We start from the raw sequence: 22,889 nt of genomic DNA, 5'->3' as shown, positions 1-22,889 counted from the left end.
TGAATTCGGTGATCAGTGAGAGTGAGTGGGCTGGGCACGCAGCCGGGCCAGCAGGGTTTCCCCCAGCAGGGTGAAGATCCCGAACAGGGCCAACAGGCTGGCTACCGCGAAGGCGGCGCCGGTCTGGTACTCGTTGTAGAGGATCTCGATGTGCAGCGGCAGGGTGTTGGTCTGGCCGCGAATGTGGCCGGAGACCACCGACACGGCACCGAACTCCCCCACCGCCCGGGCGGTACAGAGCAGCAGGCCGTACATCAGGCTCCAGCGGATGCCGGGCAGGGTGACCCGCCAGAACATCTGCAGGCCGCTCGCCCCCAGCATGATGGCCGCCTCTTCCTCTTCCGGGCCGCGCGCCTCCATCTGGGGCAGCAGCTCGCGCACCACGAAGGGCACGGTGATGAAGGTGGTGGCCAGGATGATGCCGGGGGTGGCGAAGATCACCTTGATGTCGTGCTCGCTCAGCCATTCGCCGAACCAGCCGCGGCTGCCGAACATCAGCACGAACATCAGCCCCGCGATCACCGGCGACACGGAGAACGGCAGATCGATGATGGTGATGAGCAGCTGCCGACCTGGGAAGCGGAAGCGGGCGATGGCCCAGGCCGCGGCGACCCCGAACAGCAGGTTGAGGGGCACCGAGCAGAGGGTCACCAGGGCGGTGAGGCCGAGGGCACTGAGGGCGTCCGGCTCGCTGATGGCGTGCCAGAAGAAGCTCAGTCCGGGGGACAAGGCCTGGATAAAGACGGTGGCCAGCGGCAGCAGCAGCAGAGCGGCAAACCAGCCGAGACCGACCGTGATCAGCAGCCACTTGACCCAGACCGGCTCGCGGATGACGGGAGGCTGGCGCACCGAGGTGGTCGGCGCCGCCTCGCCCGTGGCCAGCGCCAGGCTTGCGTTGGATGCGTTCATATCCGGCTCCCTCCGATACGGGCCCAGCTCCAGGCCTGCAACTTGTTGATAAGCAGTAACAAAATGAAAGAAATCAGCAGCATGACCACGGCGATGGCCGAGGCACCGGCGTAGTCGTACTCCTCCAGGTGGCTCATGATCATCAGCGGCGCAATCTCCGACACCATCGGCAGGTTGCCGGCGATGAAGATGACGGAGCCGTACTCCCCCACCGCCCTCGCGAAGGCCAGGGCAAAGCCGGTCAGCAGAGCAGGCACCAGGGTCGGCCACAGCACCCGGATGAAGGTCTGCCAGCGATCGGCGCCCAGGCTGGCGGCGGCCTCCTCCTGCTCGGTCTCGGCTTCCCGCAGCACCGGCTGCAGGGTGCGCACCACGAACGGCAGCCCGATGAAGGTGAGCGCGATCACCACCCCGATGGGGTTGTAGGCGAGCTCGATGCCAAACGGGGCGACCCACTGCCCGATCCAGCCGTTGGGGGCGAAGATGGCGCACAGGGCGATGCCGGAGACGGCGGTGGGCATGGCGAACGGCAGGTCGATCAGGGCATCCACCAGTCGACGGCCGGGGAAGGTGTAGCGCACCAGCACCCAGGCCAGGATCAGGCCGAACAGGGCGTTGAGCAGCGCCGCCACCAGGGCGGCCCCGAAGCTCAGACGAAAGGAGGCGAGCACCCGCGGCGAACCGATCACCTGCCAGAACTCGGCCAGGGTCAGATTGTTCACCGCGAACAGCACCAGCGCCGAAAGTGGCAGCAGCACCAGCACGCCCAGATAGAGCAGGCTGAAGCCGAGGGTCGGGCCGAAGCCCGGCAGCACGGAGTAAGAACCAAATCGCATAACGCATCCGTTTGTTATGAAAAACATTAGATACAGCGATTCTGCGCATTCCTGTTTGGGGCAACAAACACCAATAACGCCTTTGCTAAGCACTTTTTTGTCTAACAGCGGCGGACAAGGCTTTTAGAGCTATAAAATGAAAAAAAGGTCTTTTATATAAATAAAAGACCTAAAAATGGAGCGTCGTGCAATGTACCAAGCTATCCAAATCAGATTGTCGTGGTGTCGGGTGCCTGCCCTCCTTTTCTATTTCAAACCTCTGTGATCAACGCTCGCCGCTCAGCGAAAACTCAAGGCCGCCCGCCGCTCCCACACCGCCGGTGTCGGCTCCACCACCATCTCGGCCCGCCGATAGAGGGTGCCGAGCAGGTTGAGTCCCTGATTCCACTCACCGTGGCCAGACTGGGCATTGATGTGGCCCACCTCGCCGGCATCGAACAGCGGCACCTGCCACTGGCGACTCCAGTACTCGGCCCGCTCAAAGCTCATCCAGGGATCGTTGCGGCTGGCCACCAGCTGGGCCGACACCTTGAGCGACCCTGCCAGCAGCTCGTCTGGCAAGCCGAAGCGGGCCGGATCCGCCGGGGCAACGATGAACAGCGAGGCCACCTTGTCAGGCTGCTGGCGCGCCGCCGTGATGGCCGCCAGCGCGCCGAAGGAGTGGGCCACCAGGTGAGCCCGGCCGCGCCGGCTGCGCAGCTTGCTCGCCAGCTTGGCGCTCCAGACCGTGAGGTCAGGCCGATCCCACGGCAACCCCACCATCCGCTGCCAGTGGGGGAAGTATTGGTGCCAGCGGCTCTGCCAGTGATCCGGCCCACTGTTGTGCAGACCGGGAACCAGGAGGATCTTGTTCATCTTGGTGCTCCTATCAGCTGGCACAGGGGCCAGTTAAGTCGACGATGGCCGGCCGCTTAGCGACCCGGCTGGTAGATCTGGTCAAACAGGGCGCCCTGGGCGAAGTGCTTCTTCTGCGCCTTGTCCCAATCCCCTTCCAGATCCTTGACGGTGAACAGCGCCAGTTGCGGGAACTGGGCCGCGGTCTCCTTCAGGATCGCCGGGTTGCTGGGGCGATAGTGATATTTGGCGATGATGCGCTGCCCCTCGTCGGAGTAGAGGTAGTCGAGGTAAGCCTTGGCCACCGCTTCGGTACCGTGCTTCTTGGCGACCTTGTCCACCACCGCCACCGGCGGCTCGGCCAGGATGGAGACCGACGGCACCACCAGCTCGAACTTGTCGCTATTGCCGGGCTGACCCAGCACCAGCAGGGCTTCGTTCTCCCAGGCCAGCAGCACGTCGCCGAGGCCGCGCTCGATGAAGCTGGTGGTGGCACCGCGGGCGCCGGAGTCCAGCACCTTCACGTTCTTGTAGAGATCGCCGACGAACTGCTTGGCCCCCTCCTCGCTGCCGCTCTTCTTCAGGGCATAGCCCCAGGCAGCCAGGTAGTTCCAGCGCGCCCCGCCGGAGGTCTTGGGGTTGGGGGTGACGATGGCCACGTCCTTGCGCACCAGATCATCCCAGTCCTTGATCTGCTTGGGATTGTCCTTGCGCACCAGAAACACGATGGTGGAGGTGTAGGGCGCCGCATTGTTGGCCAGCCGGCTCTGCCAGTCGGCGGCGGTCAGCCCCTGCTTGGCCACTGCATCGACGTCATAGGCCAGCGCCAGCGACACCACGTCCGCCTCCAGTCCGTCCACCACGGCGCGCGCCTGCTTGCCGGAGCCACCATGGGACTGGCTGACCACCACGTCGTCGCCGGTCTTCGCCTTCCACTCCTTGGCGAAGGCGCCGTTGTACTCCTGGAACAGTTCGCGGGTCGGATCGTAGGAGACGTTAAGCAGGCGGATCTCGGCGGCATTGGCCTGACCGAGGGCCAGCAGGGAGAGCAGGGTCAGGGCGGTCATTCGCAGTTTCATGGGGATACTCCATATCTCGTTGGGTTGAATGCAGCATGCCGTGGGCTTGTTATGCCGAGAACCAAGAAATAACGCTTTGCTTATCTCATTTGCTCATATCAGGAGGCCGCGGGCGCCATTCGCGCACTCTGTGAGCCAGGCCGCGCTGGCCCGGTGCCGGCTGTGCCATCATGGAAACAAGGCAGGCAGATGACGAAAAGGAAGTCGTTATGTGGATCAATGCAGAACCCGTCAATGGCGCCCTGGTCTCGCTGGCCATCGGCCTCATCATCGGTCTGGAGCGGGGCTGGCAGGTGCGCCAGCTGGGGGACAACCAGCGCATCGCCGGGATGCGGACCTATGGCCTCATCGGCCTGCTCGGCGGGGTCTGCGCCCTGCTGCTGCCCACCCTGGGTCCCTGGCTACCGCTGCTCGGTCTGCTGGCGGTGGTGACGGGCTGCGGCCTCTCGGTCTGGCTGGCCCAGCGCTGGCAGGGGGAGTTCGGCCTCACCAGCTCGGTGGCCATGCTGCTCACCTATCTGCTGGGGCTGATGTCGGTGCTGCTGAGTCCGAGCGAGGCGGTGGCCTGCGCCGTGCTGGCGGCCCTCTTGATGGGGCTCAAGGGCAAGATCCAGCAGGGGATGCTGTTTCTGAGCGAGACCGAATTTCACGCCACCCTGCGTTTTCTGCTCATCTCGCTGGTGCTGCTGCCGGTGCTGCCCAACGAGGAGATGGGGCCGCTCGATGCCTTCAACCCCTTCAAGATCTGGCTGATGGTGGTGGTGATCGCCGGCATCTCGTTCTGCGGCCACTTCGCGGTGCGCCTGCTCGGCACCCGCGCCGGGCTGGTGCTCACCAGCATACTGGCGGGGCTCGCCTCCTCCACCGCCCTCACCCTGCAGTTCGCCCGCCTCAACAAGGAGCAGGGCGGTCTGGAGCGGCTGCTGGCCACCGGCATCCTGCTGGCGGGAGCCACCATGTGGCTGCGGCTGCTGGTGCTGGTGCTGCTCATTCACAGCGAACTGGCGATGCGTCTCGCGGCGCCCCTGCTGCTGCTGGCGACCACCGTCTACGGCTTCGCCTTCTGGTTCTGGCGCCAGCGCGAAGAGCTGACCGACGGCCCGGTGCAGCCCCAGACCAGCAACCCGCTCGATCTGGCCACCGCCATCAAGTTCGGCCTGCTGCTGGCGCTGATCGGCTTCATGGCCACTCTGCTGCAGAGCAAGGTGGGCAACTCCGGGGTCTACCTGCTGTCGCTGGTCTCCGGCATCACCGACGTGGACGCCATCACCTTGTCGCTCTCCCAGCTCTCCCACAAGGAGCTGGCGCTGGAGGTGGCGGCCCGCGGCATCCTGCTGGCGGGGCTGGTCAACTCGCTGGTGAAGGGGCTGCTGGCCCTGGGGATAGGCGGTCGCCGGCTGGGGCTGCGGGTGCTGCTGCCCTACTTCGTCTCGGCTCTGCTGATCCTGCCGCTGATCTGGCCCGGCACCTGAGCTTGCAGCAAGTGACAGCCTGACGCCGCCAGAGTGCTCGCGTATACTGGCTCCTCTTGGCACATGAGAGGAGCTGTAGCATGGCAAGCGATTGGGACAAGGTACTGGCGGGCGGCGCCCTGGACAGCCAGAGCGAGGAGATAGCGAACGACCGGATCCGCGGCCAGGCGCTGCTGGCACAACTCAACGCCTCCCCGGCCGGGGATCAGCCACTGCGCCAGCGCCTGTGCGGCAAGCTGTTCGGCCACTGCCCCGACTCCTGCTGGATCAGTACCCCCTTCACCTGCGAGTTTGGCCGCAACATCCACATCGGCGAGAAGACCTTCTTCAACTTCAACATCACCATACTCGACGTGGGCGAGGTGCACATCGGCAGCCATGTACTGCTGGCCCCCAACGTGCAGATCTACACCGCCACCCACACCATGGACTATCTGGAGCGACGCAACTGGACCGCCTACAACAAGCCGGTGCGGATCGGCGATGACTGCTGGATTGGCGGCGGCGCCATCATCTGCCCCGGCGTCACCATAGGGCCGCGCTCCATCATAGGTGCCGGCGCCGTGGTCACCCGCGACATCCCGGCCGACTCGGTGGCGGTGGGCAACCCGGCGCGCGTGATCCGCAGCCTGAGCCCGGACGCCCCCCGTGGCTGGGAGCTGGCCCTGTGATCTGGCTCGCCCTGCTTCCCCTGCTGTGGACCGCCTGGCTCGGCCTGGCCGACGCCAACTGGTGGCCGCTGGCCATCGTCACCACCATGAGCCTGCTGACGGTGCTGGCCTACGCCCACGACAAGCGCCAGGCCATTCGCGGCGGCTGGCGCATCCCCGAATCCCGGCTCCACCTGCTGGAGCTGTGCGGCGGCTGGCCAGGTGCCCTGGTGGCCCGCCACTGGTTGCGTCACAAGACCCAGAAGGGCAGCTACCGTCGGGTGTTCTGGTTCATCGTGCTGCTGCACCTGACCCTGTGGGGGCTCTGGCTCGGCCGTCCGCTCTGGCAGACGATCTGACGCGGGTCGCAGTGCTCGATTGTCGGCCATTGCAGCCGGCAATCGGGTATGAGACAACAGAAGGCCATCAGGCTGTTTTCTCGTTTGTTCATCGGCAAGGAGTCACTCATGACCATGTGGACCGGTATCGTGCTGATCGTCTTCATCAGCGCACTGTTCGGCTTTCTCAGCAAGCGGGCCCGCTACCAGCTGGGGGATATTCGCATCACCGACCGCCTCGGCAAACAGGACGTGCTCATCAACCAGCTGCAGGAGCGCATCGCCAATCTGGAGGCCATCGTCATCGAGGAGGAGAAACACCGCCCGTTCAAGGAGCTCTGATCCGGCAAGCCGGGCGGCAAACCGGCCAGCCCCCGGGCTGCAAGGGTTTGCCGCCGCCCCCTCCCGCGCTCACCCGCCTCCTGCCAGGCAAAAACCAAATTCACAGCAGGATCAATCCCCTGCCATTTTCAGGCTGAATTTTCGCCAAGCTGGCCCATTCCCTGCTCCGTCATGACATCAGTCGTACGGAGAGTGACATCATGATCGCCATCAGCACCCTGCTTCCCCTCGCCTCCCTTGCCCTCAAGCTCGGCAGCAAGCTGCTCGGCGATGGCACGCCACAGGCCAAGGCCGAGACTCCCGTGCAGGAAGAGCGGCTCGCCCCCACGGTGCAGAGCCTGTTCCAGCGGCTGGGAGTCAAGGACGCCAACAGCGAGCAGAACCGCCCCGCCATCAACCACTTCATGAGCGAGCTGCTGCAGACCCTGGGTCAGGAGAACAATGGCCAGTCCCTGCCCGAGGCCATCGACGCCGCCCGCACCCAGCTGGCCGATGGCACCCAGAGCTCCCGCCTCGACGCGCTGCAGAGCGAGCTCGACACCCTCAAGGGCACCCTTGGCAACAGCGACCTCAACCTCGATCAGCTGCTCTATGCCTTCAAGCAGACCCTGCCCAATGGCAAGGGGGAAGGCGTCGGCAAGCTGCTCAATGCCAGCGCGTGAACGGGAGTGGAACCATGAAAAACGGCAACCTGGTGGTTGCCGTTTTTGTCGGGCCGGATCTCATGCAGCCACGCTAGGGTAGTGAAGGAGGTGGGCTCAGCATTGCCTCAGCCAGTGCGGTCTGCCCGCGAGCTTGCAAGGTGTTGGCCGCCCCCTGCCGGTCCGCCTCATCCTTGTTCTGGCTCAGTTTGAACTTGCCGACCAACCCGGTTATCTCGATTTCAATGCCGACGACCGCCTGCACCATGGTTTCGAGATAGTCTCGCGGCGCATCCGCCATCTTCCATGGGGTTGGCTCCCCGGCCTCATGGTGACGAGTCAGATTTGCCAGCAGCCGGCGCACGAAACGGGCATCGTCGCGGATCTGGATGCGACCGTGAGCATGCACCACGCTGTAGTTCCAGGTCGGCACCTGCTGGTGATGGTCATGCTTACCCGGATACCAGCTGGGGGAGATGTAGCCGTCGGCGGCCCTGAAGATCACCAGCACGTCGTCGCCGTCTTTCACCTCCTGCCAGAGCGGGTTGTTGCGAGCAACGTGGGCACGCAGGACGCCATGGGCCCCTTCCCCTGAATCCAGCTCGAATGGCAGATGGTTGGCATCCAGTCCTCCTTCACCATGGGTGATCAGGGCCCCCAGCGGATAGGCCCGGATCAGCTGGTGCAGGGTCTCGGAGTCGGTAACGGCGAAATGGGGTGGTTGATACATAAGGGCTCCTTGAGCGAGGCATTGGCGTCCATGCAGAAGCCCATTCTTGCGCAATCGGGAGTGGCAGGCGATGGCATAGACATAAAAAAGAGGGCCTGAGCCCTCTTCGTTTTATCCAATTCGGCAATCAGCCGCGCTTGGCCAGCCAGGCTTCGGCGGCGACCAGGGCGCCTTCGATCTGCTCGCGGGCAACGCCGCCTTTGGCAACCCGTTTGGCCAGGGTCGCTTCCAGCTCCAGATTGGGGTAGACGTCGAACTCGATCACCGGGCTGAAGCGCTGGAACTCGCCAATGGTCAGCTCTTCCAGCGGCTTCTTCACCTGGATCGCGTAGACCACGGTCTCGCCGACGATATGGTGGGCCTCACGGAACGGAATCCCTTTGGCCACCAGATAGTCCGCCAGCTCGGTGGCGTTGGCGTAGCCGCCCTGGGCCGCCGCCATGGTGCGCTCGCCATTGACCTTCAGATCGATCAGCACCAGCGCCGCCATGTCGAGGCAGTCGTGCCAGGTATCGAGGGCGTCGAACAGCCCTTCTTTGTCTTCCTGCATGTCCTTGTTGTAGGCCAGCGGCAGCGCCTTCAGGCTCATCAGCATGCCCATCTGGGCGCCGACCACCCGGCCGGTCTTGCCACGGATCAGCTCCAGTGCATCCGGGTTCTTCTTCTGCGGCATCAGCGACGAGCCGGAAGTGACCGCATCGGAGAGCTCGACAAAGCCAGCCTCGCCGGTGTTGTAGAAGATGAGATCTTCGGCAAAGCGCGACAGGTGGGTCATGGAGAGGGACGCCACGTGCATCAGCTCCACCACGTGATCCCGATCGGAGACCGAATCCAGACTGTTGCGGGTGGCGCCGGCAAAGCCCATGTCGAGCGCCAGGGCTTCGCGGTCGATGGCGTAGGCGGTGCCCGCCAGCGCGCCGCAGCCGAGCGGGCTGGTGTCGAGGCGCTTGAGGGCATCCTGCAGCCGGGAGTAATCCCGCTCCAGCATCTCCACATAGGCCAGCGCCCAGTGGGCGTAGGTGACCGGCTGGGCCCGCTGCAGGTGGGTGTAACCGGGCAGCACCGCAGCCTGATTGGCACGGGCGGAGGCCACCAGCCCCTGTTGCAGGGCAGTGATGGAACCGAGCAGCAGCTCGCCCTGCGCCTTGCACCAGAGTTTCAGGTCGGTGGCGACCTGATCGTTGCGCGAGCGGCCAGTGTGCAGTTTCTTGCCCAAATCGCCGACGGCGGCGATGAGCTGGCTCTCGACCCAGGAGTGGATATCTTCGGCGTCCGAACTCAGGATCTGCTGGGGATCTTGCTGCACCGAGGCGAGCAGCACTTCCATCGCCTGCTGCAACTTGGCCTGTTCACCCTCGGTCAACACGCCCACCTTGACCAGCGCTTTGGCCCAGGCCATGGAGCCTTGAATATCCTGCTCCGCCAGCCGGTAATCAAACCGCAGCGAATCGTTGAACTGCTTGAACCGGCTATCGGCTCCCTGACTGAAGCGTCCACCCCAAAGTGCCATACTGCTCTCCTTGAATGCGTTGTCGGCAGCGCCCTGGCGCCTGCCATATTGGCGCGGCCCCTTGGCCTGCGCGCAAAAATCTTGCTCTGTATTTTTCTGCATAACAGTGCGGTGGTGAGCGACGCTGTTGCCGTTAAACATGTCACATCCAGCAACTACGAACCGACCCCCTCTCCCTCTGGGAGAGGGCTAGGGTGAGGGTAATACCCCCTCATCCCCGACCCTTCTCCCCTTGTTTTTCCAGTAGGCGGGAGAAGGGAGAAAATACGTCAGCATCATATTCACACAGCCCCTGTTATCGCACAGAAGCGGCCGGGGCGCTGCCGCTCTTGTCACACCGCCGATGATGGCTCAGGGGCCATACCCTCGGCCTATAGAAGAGGGGGCCATGCCCCCTCAACGGAATCAACGGGTTATCGCGCTTGCTTAGCCGTGGGTGTGATCGCCACCGATGGCCTGATGCTGCTCCTTCATGGCGCGGATCCGGCTGGCCAGGGTGTAGAGACGGATGAAGCCTTCGGCATGGCTCTGGTCGTACACTTCGTCGGCGCCGAAGGTGGCGAAGTCTTCGGAGTAGAGGCTGTTCGGCGACTTCTTCTGCACCGCGGTGACCTGCCCCTTGTACATCTTCAGCACCACTTCACCGTCGAGATCTTCGGCGATGGCGTTGGCAGAGGCGACGATGGCCTTGCACAGCGGGGTGAACCAGCGACCGTCATAGACCAGGTGGGAGAACTCGGCACCCAGCTTTTCACGCCAGGCGCGGGTCGGGCGATCCAGTACCAGCTCTTCCACGGCGCGCAGTGCGGCGACCATCACGGTACCACCCGGGGTCTCGTAGCAGCCACGGGACTTCATGCCCACCATCCGGTTTTCGGTGATGTCGATGCGGCCCACGCCGTGCTTGCCGGCACGCTCGTTCAGGGTCATCAGGATCTGGTGCGGGCTGAGCGGCTGGTCGTCAACGGCCACCACTTCACCCTGGGCCACGGTCAGCTTGACGTACTCCGGCTGATCCGGTGCCTGCTCGGCGGGCACGGTCCACTGCCAGACCGCTTCGGACGGCTCGTTCCAGGTACTCTCCAGCTCGCCACCCTCGGTGGAGATGTGCCAGGCGTTGGCGTCGCGGCTGTAGATCTTCTTCAGGGTCGCCTTGCAGGGGATGTTGCGGGTCTCCAGGTAGGCCAGCAGATCTTCCCGGGAGCGCATGTCCCACAGACGCCAGGGGGCGATCACTTTCAGCTGGGGCGCCAGCGCGGCCACCGCACCTTCGAAACGCACCTGATCGTTGCCCTTGCCGGTGCAACCGTGGGAGATGGCATCGGCCCCTTCCGCCAGCGCCGCCTCGACCATCGCCTTGGCGATCACCGGACGGGCCATGGAAGTGCCCAGCAGGTAGGTGCCCTCATAGACGGCGCCGGTCTTCAGGGTCGGGTAGACGTACTCTTTGACGAACTCTTCCCGCAGATCCTTGACGATGCACTTGGTAGCACCGGAGGCGATGGCTTTTTGCTCGATCCCTTCCAGATCATCACGCTCCTGACCGACGTCGGCGACGAAGGCGATGATCTCCGCATCATAGTTTTCCTTCAGCCAGGGAATGATGGCCGAGGTATCCAGTCCGCCCGAGTAAGCCAGTACGATCTTGTTGATTCCGCTCATTTACTTCTCTCCATGATGATTCGATAAAAGGGTGTTATTTGGGGTCGGTTGCCGTTATTTGTGCCCAAGCAGGGTCAGCAGCACGGCGTTCTGGATATGCATCCGGTTTTCTGCCTCGTCCATGATGAGGGAGCCAGGCCCGTCCATGACCTGAGAGGTGATCTCCAGCTCCCGGTGCGCCGGCTGGCAGTGCAGCACGTGCTGGATGCCGGTACGGTCGAGCAGGGCCTGGTTGATCTGATAAGGCATAAAGATATCTTTTACCTGCTCCATTGGCGTGTTGTCACCCATGGAGACCCAGGTATCCGTGTAGGCCACGTCAAACCCTTCGATGGCCGCCACGTCGTCGCTGATGTGGATGGTCGCACCGGACTGGGCCGCCAGCGCCTGGGCCTGCAGGAAGATCTGGGTATCCGGGCCGTGGCCTTTCGGGCAGACCAGGGTCACGTCAGTGCCGAGGGTCGCCCCCAGCAGCAGCAGGGAGTGGCTGACGTTGTTGCCATCGCCGAGATAGGCCAGCTTCACCTTCGACAGATCGGCGTAGTGTTCGCTGATGGTCATGAAGTCCGCCAGCCCCTGGCAGGGGTGGTAGAGGTTGCACAGGCTGTTCACCACCGGCACTGTGCCGTGCTCCGCCAGCTCGACCAGGGTCTGGTGATCGAACACCCGGGCGACGATGGCATCACACCAGCGCGACAGGTTGGCGGCGAAATCCTTCACCGATTCGCGCTTGCCGAGCGCGCCGTTCTGCTGATCCAGATAGACGCTGTGGCCGCCCAGCTTGGCGATGCCGATGTCGAAGGTGACCCGGGTGCGCAGGGAGGGTTTCTCGAACAATGTGACCACGCTCTTGCCCGCCAGTGCCTGGCCGTACTTTTTCGGATCGGCCTTGACCGATTTGCCCAGGGCGATCAGCGCCTCAATCTGGGCTTTGTTCAGATCACTGTCTTTCAGAAGATGTTGCATCGGATGTTCCTTGTTCCGGTGGAGATCAGAGGGTGACCTGGGTGCCGACCGCGCCGCCGGCCAGCAGCTTGAGCAGCTGATCCGGGTAGCGCCAGCTGGCGACACAGACCGGCTTGCCCAGGGTCTCGGCGGCATGCAGGGCGGCTTTCACCTTGACCGCCATGCCGTCGCTGATCACCCCCTTCTCCATCAGATCCAGCGCCGTCACCTTGTCGAGCTGGGGCACCAGCTTGCCCTTGCCATCCAGGATGCCGCTCACATCCGACAGCATCACCAAATCGGCGCCAAGGGTCTCGGCAATGGCGGTGGCCGCCTGATCCGCATTGACGTTCATCAGCTGCCCCTGGGCGGTGATGCCGATGGAGCTCACCACCGGCAGGAAGCCCTGAGCGAGGATCCCCGCCACCAGCGCCGGGTTGCCCGGCTGGCAGTCACCCACGGCGCCGAGCGCGGGGTCGAGCTGGGTCACCTGGCACAGACCGCCGTCCGCCAGACAGAGTCCCACCGCCGAGATGTCGGTGGCGATGGCCTTGGCCATCATCATCTTGTTGGCGGTACCGGCCAGCGCGCCGACGATGAAGGGGATCTGCTCGAACGGGGTCACCCGCAGACCGTTCTTCTTGGTGGAGGTGAGACCCAGCCCCTTGAGCAGGTCATCCACCAGGCAGCCGCCGCCGTGCACCAGCACCAGGGGTCTGTGCTGCTCGTCCAGAAAGGTCTTGAGGGTGGCGAACAGGGCGGTCAGCGCCTCGTCGTTTTCGATCAGTGCGCCGCCCAACTTGATTACCAGAGTCTGCTTGTCCATCGTTGCAATCCTTCCTTGAGTCCTTAAATCAGGCCGGTGGCCGGTTCAAATCCAAATTTGATATTTATGCACTGCATGGCCTGCGAGGCGGCGCCTTTGAGCAGGTTGTCGATGGCAGCAACCACCACCAGCATGTTGCCCTGCTGTTGCCAGGCGAGATCGCAGTACGGGGTGCCCGCGACACCACGGATGGAGGGCATTTGCCCGGTGAGGCGCACCAGCGGCTTGCCCTCGTAGGCCTTGAGGTAGGCCTGATCCACCTGGGTCGGCGTCACGCCGTCCGCCAGCTGCACATAGATGGTGGCCAGGATGCCGCGCACATAGCTGCCAAGGTGGGGCTGGAACAGCACCTCCTTGCCGAGGTGGTGACTGATCTCCGGCTGATGCCGGTGATTGAAGGTGCCGTAGGGATTGAGGCTCACCTCGCAGAAGCTGGTGTTGATGGCCGCCTTGCGACCGGCCCCGGAGACCCCGGAGACGGCGTTGATGATGGGCTGCCACCCCTTGGCAATCAGTCCTGCCTGCTGCAGCGGCTTGAGGGCACACAGAGAGGCGGTCGGGTAGCAACCGGGCACCGCAATCAGCTGGGCCGCCTTGACCGCTTCGGCATTCCACTCGGCCAGGCCATAGGCGGCCTGATCCAGCCACTGCTCGCTCTCGTGGGTGAAGCCGTAGTAGGAGGCGTAGAACTGCTGATCCCTGACCCGGAAGGCACCGGAGAGATCGAACACCGGCAGCCCCTTGGTCAGGAACTTCGGCGCAAGCTCGGCGCTCACCTCGTGGGCGGTGGCCAGCAGCACCAGATCGGCCTGGGTCAGGATCCGGGTCATGCCATCCTCGTCCAGCGGCAGCAACGGCTGATCGAGCGAGCCTACCCACTGGGGATGCAGAGAAGAGAAACGCTTGTGGGCGTCCTGGCTGCCGGCGGAAACATAGAGGCCGAACAGCTTGAGTTGTGGATGGTTCTGGACCAGGGCGGCCAGCTCGGCTCCCGCGTAGCCACTGGCACCGACGATAACGGTGTTAAGCATGTTGAGTATTCCAAGTCAGAGTTCGAGATTCACAGCATGGTGCTGCGGTGCACAAGGGGGTTCGCTGCCCCATGCACAAGTGCGGAGGGGCAATTCAGGCGGGTGTGTGTCGTCGGTTATAGATCAGGTGACAGAACATTAACTTTCCCTTACAACTAGAAGCCTTGTCGATGAGCCACGTATTCAGGCAAACTTACAGAATATTCATGCATTCACTTTGCATTTGTATTTTCTAACAGAAACACTCCGGGGACGCAAGGAGGAGCTGATGGCCAATCTGGATTTTTTTTCACTTTATAAGAATATTATTGCGATTCCCTCTATCAGCAGCACGGATCCCCGCTGGGATCAGAGCAATGAGGCGGTGATCCGGCTGCTGGCCGACTGGTTCGGTCAGCTCGGCTTCCAGTGCGAGGTAACCGCCCTGCCCGATCTGCCGGGCAAGTTCAATCTGGTGGCGACGATAGGTCAGGGCGAAGGGGGGCTGCTGCTGGCGGGCCACACCGATACGGTGCCATTCGATGAAGGTGCCTGGCGCAAGGATCCCTTCAAGGTGACCGAAGAGGGCAACCGCCTCTATGGCCTCGGTACCATCGACATGAAGGGCTTCTTCGCCTTTATCGTCGAGGCGCTGAAAGAGATCGATCTCAAGACGCTCAGCAAGCCGCTGCGCATCCTGGCCACCGCCGATGAAGAGACCACCATGGCGGGGGCCCGCGCCATCGCCGCCGCGGCTGAGCTGAAACCCGACTACGCGGTGATTGGCGAGCCGACCGGACTGGTGCCGGTGGTGGCCCACAAGGGGCACATGTCGGAAGCCATCCGCATTACCGGCAAGAGCGGTCACAGCTCGGATCCTGCCAACGGCGTCAACGCGCTGGAGATCATGCACCAGGCCATGGGCCAGGTGCTCAAGCTGCAGCACAGCCTGAAGGAGAAGTACGCCGACCACAGATTCGCCGTGCCGCAGCCGACCCTGAACCTCGGCTACATCCAGGGAGGCGACAGCCCGAACCGCATCTGCGGCTGCTGCGAACTGCACATCGACATGCGCCCCACCCCGCAGGTGGGCCCCGACGAGCTGATGGGGATGTTGAAAGAGGCGCTCTCCCCCATCGAAATTCACCAGCCGGGCTGCCTGCACCTGCAGCACCTGCACGAGCCGATCCCCGCCTACGCCTGCGCCGATGACTCCGAGCTGGTGCGCGAGGCCGAGCGGGCGAGCGGGCGGGCCGCCGAATCCGTGAACTATTGCACCGAGGCCCCCTTCATCCAGCAGCTCGGTTGTGAAACCATAGTGCTGGGCCCCGGCCACATCGCCCAGGCCCACCAGCCGGACGAATATCTGGATCTGTCGTTCGTCAAGCCGACCACCCGCGTATTGCAGCACCTGATCCGCCGTTTCTGTCTCTGAATTGACGGGAATGTAAGTAAGTTACATGACATCGCACCTCGGGACAGGTGATGGAAATACATGTTCTGAATCGGCCTGTTATTTGACCTTGCGCAGACAATCTGGGTAGATTGTCACCCTAAGATGACGGAGCATATGTTGTAATCGCACAACAATAAGTGAGGTCGTCTCTCACCCCGGATGGGTGTCAGGCACCAACAAGATAAGGATGTGGAATGAACGAAAAGTACGCCGCACTACGCGCCAACGTAGGCATGCTGGGTCAACTGCTGGGCAAGTCCATCAAGGATCATCAGGGACAGGCCTTCCTCGACAAGATCGAAACCATTCGCCAGCTGGCCAAATCCTCCCGCAAAGGCAATGAGACAGACCGGGAACGTCTGCTCGATACCCTGCGCAACCTGAGCGATGACGAGCTGCTGCCGGTGGCCCGCGCCTTCAGCCAGTTTCTCAACCTGGCCAACGTGGCCGAACAGTTCCACACCATCTCCCGTCGCTGCGAAGAGCAGGTCTGCACCCCGGATCCGCTCGAGCAGATGTTCGACAAGCTGAAAGCCTCCAACCTGTCGCAGGAATCCATCATCCAGGCCGTGCGCGAGCTGGACATCGATCTGGTGCTGACCGCTCACCCCACCGAGGTGACCCGTCGCACCCTGATCCACAAGCACGTGCAGCTCAACGACTGCCTCGAGGCGCTGGAACTCTCCGATCTGCTGCCCCGCGAGCGGGACAAGATCCTCAATCGCATCGAACAGCTGGTCAATCAGGCCTGGCACACCAACGAGATCCGCGAACAGCGCCCGACCCCGGTGGACGAGGCCAAGTGGGGCTTCGCCGTGGTGGAAAATAGCCTGTGGCCGGCCATCCCCGAATTCATGCGCAATCTGGACGAGCGGCTGCAACACCACCTGGGTGTGCGGCTGCCGCTGGATGCCGCGCCGGTCAAGTTCACCTCCTGGATGGGCGGTGACCGCGACGGCAACCCCTTCGTCACCGCCAAGGTAACCGCCGAAGTGCTGGAGCTGGGCCGCTGGATGGCGGTGAGCCTGTTCTACAAGGACATCAAGGAGCTCACCTCCGAGCTCTCCATGTCCGACTGCACCGACGCCGTGCGCGAGCGGGTCGGCAATCACCCCGAGCCTTACCGCGCCCTGGTACGCGAGCTGCGCGAACAGCTGCGCGAGACCCAGGAGTTCCTCACCGCCAAGGTACAGGGCCAGGCGAGCGAGAGCCGGGATCTGGTCAAGACCACCGCCCAGCTGCGCGAGCCGCTGGAGCTCTGCTACCACTCCCTGCACGCCTGCGGCATGGGCAACATCGCCGACGGCATGCTGCTGGACGTGCTGCGCAAGCTGGCCTGTTTCGGCATCCACCTGGTCAAGCTGGACATCCGCCAGGATGGCGAGCGCCACGGCCAGGTCTTCTCCGAGCTGACCCGCTACCTCGGCATGGGTGACTACGCCGAGTGGAGCGAAGATGACAAGCAAGCCTTCTTGCTGAGCGAACTCAACTCCCGCCGCCCGCTCATCCCGACCGACTGGGAGCCGAGCGACGAGACCCGCGAGACCCTGGATACCTGCAAGGTCATCGCCCAGCACGATCCCGATGCCTTCGGCATCTACATCATCTCCATGGCTGGCGCACCGTCCGACGTGCTGGCGGTGCAGCTGTTGCTCAAAGAGGCCGGCTGCAAGTTCCGCATGCCGGTCGCTCCCCTGTTCGAGACCCAGGAAGACCTGATGGCGGGCACCGCCGTGATGGAGCGCCTGCTGTCGGTGGACTGGTATCGCGGCTACATCCAGGGCCGTCAGTACGTGATGATCGGCTACTCCGACTCCGCCAAGGACGCGGGCATGATGGCCGCCGGCTGGGCCCAGTACGCCGCCATGGAATCCCTGGTGGCGCTGGCCGAGGCCAACAACCTGCGCCTGACCCTGTTCCATGGCCGTGGCGGTACCGTCGGCCGCGGTGGCGCGCCTGCCCATCAGGCCATCCTGTCGCAACCGCCGGGATCCCTGCGCGGTGGCCTGCGGGTGACCGAACAGGGCGAGATGATCCGCTTCAAGTTCGGCCTGCCCAAGGTGGCCATCCAGAGCCTCAACCTCTACACCAGCGCCGTGCTGGAGGGGAACCTGCTGCCGCCGCCCAAGCCCAAGGAGTGCTGGCGCGCCGTGATGGAGCAGCTGGCGTCTGTCTCCTGCGATCACTACCGCAGTATTGTGCGCGGTCATCCGGATTTCGTGCCCTACTTCCGCGCCGCCACCCCCGAGATGGAGCTCGGCAAGCTGCCGCTCGGCTCGCGCCCCTCCAAGCGCAAGCCCAATGGCGGGGTTGAGAGCCTGCGCGCCATCCCCTGGATCTTCGCCTGGACCCAGAACCGGCTGATGCTGCCGGCCTGGCTCGGTGCCCACAAGGGGCTGCAGCAAGCCATCGCCGACGGTCAGAAAGGCGTGCTGGAAGAGATGAGCCGTCAGTGGCCCTTCTTCCGTACCCGCCTCGAGATGCTGGAGATGGTGTTCCTCAAGGCTGACGTCTGGCTGGCCGAGTACTACGACACCCGGCTGGTGCCCAAGGAGCTGTGGGGCCTCGGCAAACAGCTGCGGCAGGAGCTTGCCGACTCCATCCAGGTGGTGCTGGAGCTGCGCCCGCAGGGCGACTTGCTCGACGACCAGCCCTGGATCAAGGAGTCCATCAAGCTGCGCAACCCCTACACAGACCCGCTCAACGTGCTGCAGGTCGAGCTGCTGGGCCGCTCGCGCAACCATGCCGAGACCCTGCATCCCGAGCTGGATCAGGCGCTGATGGTCACCATCGCCGGCATCGCCGCCGGTATGCGTAACACGGGTTGATGGCTGACAGGCTGCAACGCAAAAATAAAAAGGGCGCCAGATTGGCGCCCTTTTCACGGGTATTTGATTGCCGCATAATCGCCTCATCTTCAACGGAGGACACCTGTCCATGCGCCTGCTCTGTCTGCTGGCTCTCTTCGCCTCTTTCACGGCGAGTGCCAATAGCGCCGATACCATCGCGGTCTGTGATGGGCTGATAACCAAAGCCAAAACCTATTCTTCCATGCCGCCGGCCACCCTCAAAAAGCTCAGGGACTTGACCATGGAGGCAACACTGGAAGATTTTCGTCAGGAGTATGGTTCCGCCGTCGATGATGCTATGACTCAGCTGCTGGCGACCAACCTCTCTCGGGAGCAGGCGCAATTCCAGCTGCTCCGTCAGCTGCGCATCTTTCAGGGCATGTTGATCAACATGGGGTTGAACCTGAATGGGGTTGAAGATCCCGCCCCATGGGAGAAGTTTCGTCAGGACTGCATCGCCTCAAACGGCCAGTGGCCTGCCATGTGATTGCCTGCACTGCACTTATTGCTCCCCCTTGCCCCTCGTGTCTACTTCAGGTCGTCACTTAAGGGATATCCTCTCGCAAAATGACTGACCCGCAATGAGAAGAGGCGCCACTGGCGCCTCTTTGACTGAACGGCTTGTCTGCTGTTACAGGCTGGCACAGATCTGCCAGAGGTCGTACTGGATGGCGGCGGCCGTCACTTCCCGCCCGGCGCCCGGCCCCTGGATGACCAGCGGGTTGGTGCGATAGCTGTCGCTCTCGATGGCGAAGATATTGTCGCACGGCAGCAGGTTGGCAAACGGGTGGTGGGGCTCCAGCGCCTCCAGCCCCACTCGCGCCTTGCCGTCGTGCTCGAAGCGAGCGACGTAGCGCAGCACCTTGCCAACCCGGCGCGCCCCCTCGAAAGCGGTCTGGATCGGGTCATCCAGCTCTTTCAGCCTGTCCATGAACTGATCCGTGCTCACCTTGCGCAGGGAGACAGGCACCAGGTTCTCCAGCTCGATGTCGGCGGAGTCGAGCTCGAAACCCGCCTCTCGCGCCAGAATGAGCAGCTTGCGGCGCACATCCTGGCCGGAGAGATCCTCGCGGGGATCCGGCTCGGTCAGACCGTGCTGCCACGCCTCGTCCACCAGCTCGGAGAAGGGACGACTGCCGTCATACTGCTGGAACAGCCAGGAGAGGGTGCCGGAGAAGATGCCGGAGACCCCCTGAATGCGGTCGCCGCTCTGGCGCAGCATCTGGATGCTGGACTGGATCGGCAGCCCGGCGCCCACGGTGGCGTTGTAGCGCCACTGCACCTGATGGTCGCGGCAGGTCTGCTTGATGCGCTGGTAGAACTCGCTGTCGGCGGCGCCGGCAAACTTGTTGGCAGCGATGATGTGAATGCCGAGCTGGGCAAAGTCCGGGTAGTAGCGGCTCACCGTCTCGCTGGCGGTCATGTCCAGCGCAATCAGGGTATCGAAGCCGTGCTGTTCCAGCTGGGCCAGCAGCTCGGGCCAGATCAGCGGCTTGGGATTGAAGTTGTCCTGCACCTTGAGCGGATCCAGCCCCTCTTCATCGAGCAGGCCCCCTTCCGAGCTGAACACCCCGTAGAGGGTGAGCGCCAGGTTCAGTTCATGCTCGAGCCGCGCCTTCTCGCGGGCATAGAGGTTGAGCCAGTGGCCGCCGATGTTGCCCTTGCCGAACACCACCAGCCCGACCCGGTTCGGGCGGCTGAACAGGGCGCTGTGCAGGGCGATCAGCAGTGGCTCCAGCACCACCTGGCGCAGCACGGCCACCAGGCTCAGGCCGTCTTTGGCCACCTGCACGAACTCCAGCGGCTGATCCGCCAGCAGCTGGTAGAAACGGTGGCACTGCTCGGCGTTGTCGGTGACGCCAGCGCCCACCAGCGCCACCAGGCTGTAGCCTTCGCGCTGGATAAGACCGGTGAAGCTGCCTTGCAGCTGGAAGTCGCGCAGCAGCTCGAACGCCCCCTGTGCCACCTCAAGGGTGTAGGCGAGCCGCAGGATCCGGCGATCCGGCTGGCGCTGCAGGGTGAGCGGGTTGAGGCGATGGCGGGCCAGATGGGCCTCGATGGCCGCCACCGTCTGCTCATAATGGGTCTGCGGCAGCACCTTGAGCTCGATGAGGGCAATCTGATCCACCGAGGAGACGATGCGGGCGCCACCGGATCGCGGGGCTCGGCGCAGAATGTGGGTGCAGCCCTCGTCCGGGTTGTAGCTGCAACGCAGAGTGAGGCGCTGCCGGCTGTCGGCCACCGGCTGCAGGGTGCGCGAGTGCAGCACCGAGGAGCCGAGGCGGGCCAGCTCGTTCGCCTCGGCGAGGCTCAGACGCTCCAGCAGGCGAGCTTCCTTGACCCGCCGCGGGTCGGCGCTGTAGACCCCGGCCACGTCGCTCCAGATGGTGGTGGATTCGCCGTCCGCCAGCAGGGCCAACAGGCTGGCGCTGTAGTCGGAGCCGTTGCGACCGAGCAGCAGGGAGCGACCCTCCATGTCAGCGGCGATAAAGCCGGTCACCACGATGCGCCCGGCGTGTTCCGCCAGCCGCGCCTTGAGCAGTTCACTGGACAGCGCGGTATCCACCTTGACCAGAGCGCCATCCTCGGCGCGCAGGAAGCTGCGGGCATCGAGCCAGATGGCCTTGTCGCCGCGGCTGGTGAGCAGGGCCGCCAGCAGGCGCGCCGACCACACCTCGCCAAAGGCGAGCAGGCCGTTGCGCTCGAAGCGGTCAAACTGCCCCTCCAGGGTCTTGGCGATCAGCTGCATGTCGTCGGCCAGCTGCTGGCTCAGCTCGAGGTGAAGCTCCCCTTCCAGCAGGCCGTCGATCAGGCTCTGTTGATAGGCCTGCAGGGCCGAAATGGCCTCACCGGCGGCTTCATCCCCGGCCTCGGCCAGCTCCACCAGCTGGATCAGCCGGTTGGTGGTCTTGCCGGCGGCGGAGACCACCACCAGCTCTCGTCCGCCCCCCTGCTGCTCGGCTTGTTGTTCGAGAATGCTGGCGACCCGGCGATAACAGACCGGATCCGCCAGACTGCTGCCACCGAATTTGTGGACGTGACGTCGCTTCAAGCCTGCTTCTGTTGCCACCGCGATCTCTCCTTGTTGCTGCTGTTCCATTACTTCGCCACCTGCTGTGCCTGTGCAAACGCTGCGGCCAGATCGGCCACCAGATCCTCACCGTGTTCGATACCGACTGACAGACGCAGCAGTTGGCTGCTGATGCCTGCCGCCTGCTGGGCGGCCGGGGTCATGGCTCTGTGGGTCATGCTGGCCGGATGGGCAACCAGACTCTCCACTCCGCCAAGGGATTCGGCCACCGAGAAGAGGGTGAGGGCCGCCAGGAAGGCGCGAATGCCCGCCTCATTGCAATCGAGCTCAAAACTTAGCATGGCGCCGAAACCGGACTGTTGACGGCGCGCAATATCGTGGCCCGGATGGTTCGGCAGGCTGGGGTGATAGATGCGTTTGACCAGCGGCTGCTGCTGCAGGAAGGCGAGAATGCGATCGGTGTTCTCCTGATGGGCGCGCAACCTGGGGGCCAGGGTGCGCAGACCGCGCAGGGTGAGGTAGGAGTCGAACGCCCCGGAAGTGAGCCCCAGACAGTTGGCCCACCACACCAGGGAGTCAGCCAGCTCGGGATCCTTGGCGATCGCCACCCCGCCCACCACGTCGGAGTGGCCGTTGATGTACTTGGTGGTGGAGTGCACCACCAGGTCCGCCCCCAGCGCCAGCGGCTGTTGCAGCAGTGGCGAGAGGAAGGTGTTGTCCACCGCCACCTTGGCGCCCGCCGCGTGGGACGCCTCGGCGATGGCGGCGATGTCCACCACCCGCAGCAGCGGGTTGGAGGGGGTCTCCACCCACACCAGCGCCGGCTCCTGGGCCAGCGCGGCGGCCAGTGCCGCCGCATCCCCCTGATCGACGAACTGCACCCGGTAGTGGCCCTTGGCCGCCAGGTACTCGAACAGGCGCCAGGTACCGCCGTAGCAGTCGTGGGGGGCGATCAGCAGATCCCCCGCCTTGAGCAGGGCGGTGGTGACCAGATGAACGGCCCCCATGCCGGTGCCGGTCACCACGGCGCCGGCGCCCCCTTCCAGCGCCGCCAGCGCGTCCGCCAGATTGGTGCGGGTCGGGTTGCCTGAGCGGGCATAATCGTATTGACGGGGCTCGCCAAAGTCGGCAAAGGTGTAGTTGCTGGAGAGGTAGATGGGCGGCACCACGGCACCGTGTTGCTGGTCAGTCTCAATCCCGGTGCGCACTGCTTGGGTGGCCTTGTGGGTCATGTCACTCTCCTTGATGTCTCTTCACACGCTGGCATGCTGTTTCTGCCACGCGCCATCCCGCCATTGCAGGCTCATGGTGAACCACACTACGCCAGCTTAAAAAGGCCGTCAACACTTCTAGACGTCTAAATGGCTTTGCTGTTGGATTGCCATTAAATTCCTTAAGGGTTAAAATCCGCGCTCACGGCTAAATGAGAACAGGTGGATCATGGGTACAGAGTGGAACGGCGACTACGTCAGCCCCTACGCGGAACACGGTAAGAAGAGCGAACAGGTCAAGAAGATTACCGTCTCGATCCCGCTCAAGGTGCTGAAGGTGTTGACCGATGAACGCACCCGTCGCCAGGTGAACAACCTGCGTCATGCGACCAACAGCGAGCTGCTCTGCGAAGCCTTCCTGCACGCCTTCACCGGTCAGCCGCTGCCCTGCGACGAAGATCTGCGCAAGGATCATCCGGACAGCGTCCCCGCCGAGGCGCGTGCCATCATGGAAGCGCTGGGCAAAGAGATCGAAGATTTCGACGCCGAGTAATCCTG

21 protein-coding genes are annotated in these 22,889 nt (G+C 63.7%); 9 read left to right on the top strand and 12 right to left on the bottom strand.

All coding sequences use genetic code 11. From position 1 onward, the window contains the following. Window positions 1–12 precede the first annotated feature (12 nt). The 4 genes from cysW to E5E97_RS07220 all read right to left on the bottom strand — a co-directional run bounded on the left by cysW (window position 13) and on the right by E5E97_RS07220 (window position 3,658). The gene (gene cysW / locus E5E97_RS07235; RefSeq protein ID WP_171280049.1) at window positions 13–909 is read right to left on the bottom strand and encodes a sulfate ABC transporter permease subunit CysW; all 897 of its coding nucleotides are present in this window, start codon (window positions 907–909) and stop codon (window positions 13–15) included. After that, window positions 906–1,745: a sulfate ABC transporter permease subunit CysT gene (gene cysT, locus E5E97_RS07230; RefSeq protein WP_005308571.1), complete on the bottom strand. Its 840-nt coding sequence runs from the start codon at window positions 1,743–1,745 to the stop codon at window positions 906–908. The genes cysW and cysT overlap by 4 nt, the downstream gene beginning before the upstream one ends. Before the next feature lie 279 nt (window positions 1,746–2,024). Continuing rightward, window positions 2,025–2,600 carry an alpha/beta hydrolase gene (locus tag E5E97_RS07225; RefSeq protein WP_011704572.1) on the bottom strand — a complete coding sequence of 192 codons (576 nt, stop codon included), beginning with the start codon at window positions 2,598–2,600 and terminating at the stop codon, window positions 2,025–2,027. 56 nt (window positions 2,601–2,656) lie between these two features. Further along, window positions 2,657–3,658 (bottom strand): sulfate ABC transporter substrate-binding protein, encoded by a 1,002-nt coding sequence (locus tag E5E97_RS07220; RefSeq protein WP_045790709.1) that lies wholly within the window; start codon window positions 3,656–3,658, stop codon window positions 2,657–2,659. 209 nt (window positions 3,659–3,867) lie between these two features. Between E5E97_RS07220 and E5E97_RS07215 the strand changes: the two genes are divergently transcribed. From E5E97_RS07215 to E5E97_RS07195, 5 genes are all read left to right on the top strand, one after another. Beyond that, window positions 3,868–5,130 (top strand): MgtC/SapB family protein, encoded by a 1,263-nt coding sequence (locus tag E5E97_RS07215; RefSeq protein ID WP_171280048.1) that lies wholly within the window; start codon window positions 3,868–3,870, stop codon window positions 5,128–5,130. An 80-nt stretch (window positions 5,131–5,210) separates the two neighbouring features. Next, window positions 5,211–5,801, top strand: coding sequence for a sugar O-acetyltransferase (locus tag E5E97_RS07210; protein WP_171280047.1), 591 nt, complete (start codon window positions 5,211–5,213; stop codon window positions 5,799–5,801). Further along, window positions 5,798–6,139, top strand: a complete 342-nt coding sequence (locus E5E97_RS07205) for a DUF1294 domain-containing protein (RefSeq protein WP_171280046.1) — start codon at window positions 5,798–5,800, stop codon at window positions 6,137–6,139. Before E5E97_RS07210 ends, E5E97_RS07205 begins: the two co-directional genes overlap by 4 nt. 108 nt (window positions 6,140–6,247) lie before the next feature. After that, window positions 6,248–6,460, top strand: coding sequence for a hypothetical protein (locus E5E97_RS07200; RefSeq protein WP_171280045.1), 213 nt, complete (start codon window positions 6,248–6,250; stop codon window positions 6,458–6,460). Between the two features lie 200 nt (window positions 6,461–6,660). Continuing rightward, window positions 6,661–7,122, top strand: a complete 462-nt coding sequence (locus E5E97_RS07195) for a hypothetical protein (RefSeq protein ID WP_171280044.1) — start codon at window positions 6,661–6,663, stop codon at window positions 7,120–7,122. 73 nt (window positions 7,123–7,195) lie between these two features. On the opposite strand, the gene E5E97_RS07190 is transcribed toward E5E97_RS07195, so the two are convergent. From E5E97_RS07190 to argC, 6 genes are all read right to left on the bottom strand, one after another. Continuing rightward, the gene (locus tag E5E97_RS07190; protein WP_118881967.1) at window positions 7,196–7,831 is read right to left on the bottom strand and encodes an FMN-binding negative transcriptional regulator; all 636 of its coding nucleotides are present in this window, start codon (window positions 7,829–7,831) and stop codon (window positions 7,196–7,198) included. A 127-nt stretch (window positions 7,832–7,958) separates the two neighbouring features. Next, on the bottom strand, window positions 7,959–9,341 hold the full coding sequence (argH, locus tag E5E97_RS07185; protein WP_118881968.1) for an argininosuccinate lyase: 1,383 nt from the start codon (window positions 9,339–9,341) through the stop codon (window positions 7,959–7,961). 426 nt (window positions 9,342–9,767) lie between these two features. Then, window positions 9,768–11,003, bottom strand: coding sequence for an argininosuccinate synthase (locus E5E97_RS07180; RefSeq protein ID WP_016349361.1), 1,236 nt, complete (start codon window positions 11,001–11,003; stop codon window positions 9,768–9,770). A gap of 54 nt (window positions 11,004–11,057) precedes the next feature. Further along, window positions 11,058–11,969, bottom strand: a complete 912-nt coding sequence (locus tag E5E97_RS07175) for an ornithine carbamoyltransferase (protein ID WP_016349360.1) — start codon at window positions 11,967–11,969, stop codon at window positions 11,058–11,060. A gap of 25 nt (window positions 11,970–11,994) precedes the next feature. Next, window positions 11,995–12,774, bottom strand: coding sequence for an acetylglutamate kinase (gene argB, locus E5E97_RS07170; protein WP_130633107.1), 780 nt, complete (start codon window positions 12,772–12,774; stop codon window positions 11,995–11,997). A 23-nt stretch (window positions 12,775–12,797) separates the two neighbouring features. Next, entirely contained in the window at window positions 12,798–13,805 is a 1,008-nt protein-coding gene (argC, locus tag E5E97_RS07165) for an N-acetyl-gamma-glutamyl-phosphate reductase (protein WP_171280043.1), read from the bottom strand. A 268-nt stretch (window positions 13,806–14,073) separates the two neighbouring features. Here argC and argE point away from each other — a divergent pair, with 268 nt between their 5' ends. The 3 genes from argE (at window position 14,074) to E5E97_RS07150 (ending at window position 18,576) form a co-directional block, all read left to right on the top strand. Further along, on the top strand, window positions 14,074–15,219 hold the full coding sequence (gene argE, locus E5E97_RS07160) for an acetylornithine deacetylase (RefSeq protein ID WP_130633109.1): 1,146 nt from the start codon (window positions 14,074–14,076) through the stop codon (window positions 15,217–15,219). A 215-nt stretch (window positions 15,220–15,434) separates the two neighbouring features. Beyond that, complete coding sequence (gene ppc, locus E5E97_RS07155) at window positions 15,435–18,068, top strand: phosphoenolpyruvate carboxylase (protein WP_171280042.1); 2,634 nt, start codon at window positions 15,435–15,437, stop codon at window positions 18,066–18,068. A 109-nt stretch (window positions 18,069–18,177) separates the two neighbouring features. Continuing rightward, window positions 18,178–18,576, top strand: coding sequence for a hypothetical protein (locus E5E97_RS07150; RefSeq protein WP_042066175.1), 399 nt, complete (start codon window positions 18,178–18,180; stop codon window positions 18,574–18,576). Between the two features lie 144 nt (window positions 18,577–18,720). Here the strand turns inward: E5E97_RS07150 and E5E97_RS07145 are convergent, their stop codons facing one another. Then, complete coding sequence (locus E5E97_RS07145) at window positions 18,721–21,189, bottom strand: bifunctional aspartate kinase/homoserine dehydrogenase II (protein ID WP_043168164.1); 2,469 nt, start codon at window positions 21,187–21,189, stop codon at window positions 18,721–18,723. After that, complete coding sequence (gene metB, locus E5E97_RS07140; RefSeq protein ID WP_118881972.1) at window positions 21,189–22,352, bottom strand: cystathionine gamma-synthase; 1,164 nt, start codon at window positions 22,350–22,352, stop codon at window positions 21,189–21,191. The genes E5E97_RS07145 and metB overlap by 1 nt, the downstream gene beginning before the upstream one ends. 208 nt (window positions 22,353–22,560) lie before the next feature. Here metB and metJ point away from each other — a divergent pair, with 208 nt between their 5' ends. Beyond that, complete coding sequence (gene metJ / locus E5E97_RS07135; RefSeq protein ID WP_005308521.1) at window positions 22,561–22,884, top strand: met regulon transcriptional regulator MetJ; 324 nt, start codon at window positions 22,561–22,563, stop codon at window positions 22,882–22,884. Window positions 22,885–22,889 lie beyond the last annotated feature (5 nt).

It is taken from the genome of Aeromonas sp. 2692-1, assembly GCF_013085505.1.
Classification (GTDB): domain Bacteria; phylum Pseudomonadota; class Gammaproteobacteria; order Enterobacterales; family Aeromonadaceae; genus Aeromonas; species Aeromonas hydrophila.
The sequence above is the reverse complement of the archived record's forward strand: the minus strand, read 5'-3'. Positions and strand labels throughout refer to the sequence as shown.

Bases quoted from the DNA above. Each gene is read 5' to 3' on its own strand.
- argE (WP_130633109.1), top strand. From the start codon at position 14,074: ATGGCCAATCTGGATTTTTTTTCACTTTATAAGAATATTATTGCGATT.
- E5E97_RS07150 (WP_042066175.1), top strand. From the start codon at position 18,178: ATGCGCCTGCTCTGTCTGCTGGCTCTCTTCGCCTCTTTCACGGCGAGT.
- cysT (WP_005308571.1), bottom strand. From the start codon at position 1,745: ATGCGATTTGGTTCTTACTCCGTGCTGCCGGGCTTCGGCCCGACCCTC.
- argB (WP_130633107.1), bottom strand. From the start codon at position 12,774: ATGGACAAGCAGACTCTGGTAATCAAGTTGGGCGGCGCACTGATCGAA.
- argH (WP_118881968.1), bottom strand. From the start codon at position 9,341: ATGGCACTTTGGGGTGGACGCTTCAGTCAGGGAGCCGATAGCCGGTTC.
- metJ (WP_005308521.1), top strand. From the start codon at position 22,561: ATGGGTACAGAGTGGAACGGCGACTACGTCAGCCCCTACGCGGAACAC.
- E5E97_RS07200 (WP_171280045.1), top strand. From the start codon at position 6,248: ATGACCATGTGGACCGGTATCGTGCTGATCGTCTTCATCAGCGCACTG.
- E5E97_RS07215 (WP_171280048.1), top strand. From the start codon at position 3,868: ATGTGGATCAATGCAGAACCCGTCAATGGCGCCCTGGTCTCGCTGGCC.
- metB (WP_118881972.1), bottom strand. From the start codon at position 22,352: ATGACCCACAAGGCCACCCAAGCAGTGCGCACCGGGATTGAGACTGAC.
- E5E97_RS07175 (WP_016349360.1), bottom strand. From the start codon at position 11,969: ATGCAACATCTTCTGAAAGACAGTGATCTGAACAAAGCCCAGATTGAG.
- E5E97_RS07180 (WP_016349361.1), bottom strand. From the start codon at position 11,003: ATGAGCGGAATCAACAAGATCGTACTGGCTTACTCGGGCGGACTGGAT.
- E5E97_RS07195 (WP_171280044.1), top strand. From the start codon at position 6,661: ATGATCGCCATCAGCACCCTGCTTCCCCTCGCCTCCCTTGCCCTCAAG.
- E5E97_RS07190 (WP_118881967.1), bottom strand. From the start codon at position 7,831: ATGTATCAACCACCCCATTTCGCCGTTACCGACTCCGAGACCCTGCAC.
- E5E97_RS07145 (WP_043168164.1), bottom strand. From the start codon at position 21,189: ATGGAACAGCAGCAACAAGGAGAGATCGCGGTGGCAACAGAAGCAGGC.
- E5E97_RS07210 (WP_171280047.1), top strand. From the start codon at position 5,211: ATGGCAAGCGATTGGGACAAGGTACTGGCGGGCGGCGCCCTGGACAGC.
- ppc (WP_171280042.1), top strand. From the start codon at position 15,435: ATGAACGAAAAGTACGCCGCACTACGCGCCAACGTAGGCATGCTGGGT.
- cysW (WP_171280049.1), bottom strand. From the start codon at position 909: ATGAACGCATCCAACGCAAGCCTGGCGCTGGCCACGGGCGAGGCGGCG.
- E5E97_RS07220 (WP_045790709.1), bottom strand. From the start codon at position 3,658: ATGAAACTGCGAATGACCGCCCTGACCCTGCTCTCCCTGCTGGCCCTC.
- argC (WP_171280043.1), bottom strand. From the start codon at position 13,805: ATGCTTAACACCGTTATCGTCGGTGCCAGTGGCTACGCGGGAGCCGAG.
- E5E97_RS07225 (WP_011704572.1), bottom strand. From the start codon at position 2,600: ATGAACAAGATCCTCCTGGTTCCCGGTCTGCACAACAGTGGGCCGGAT.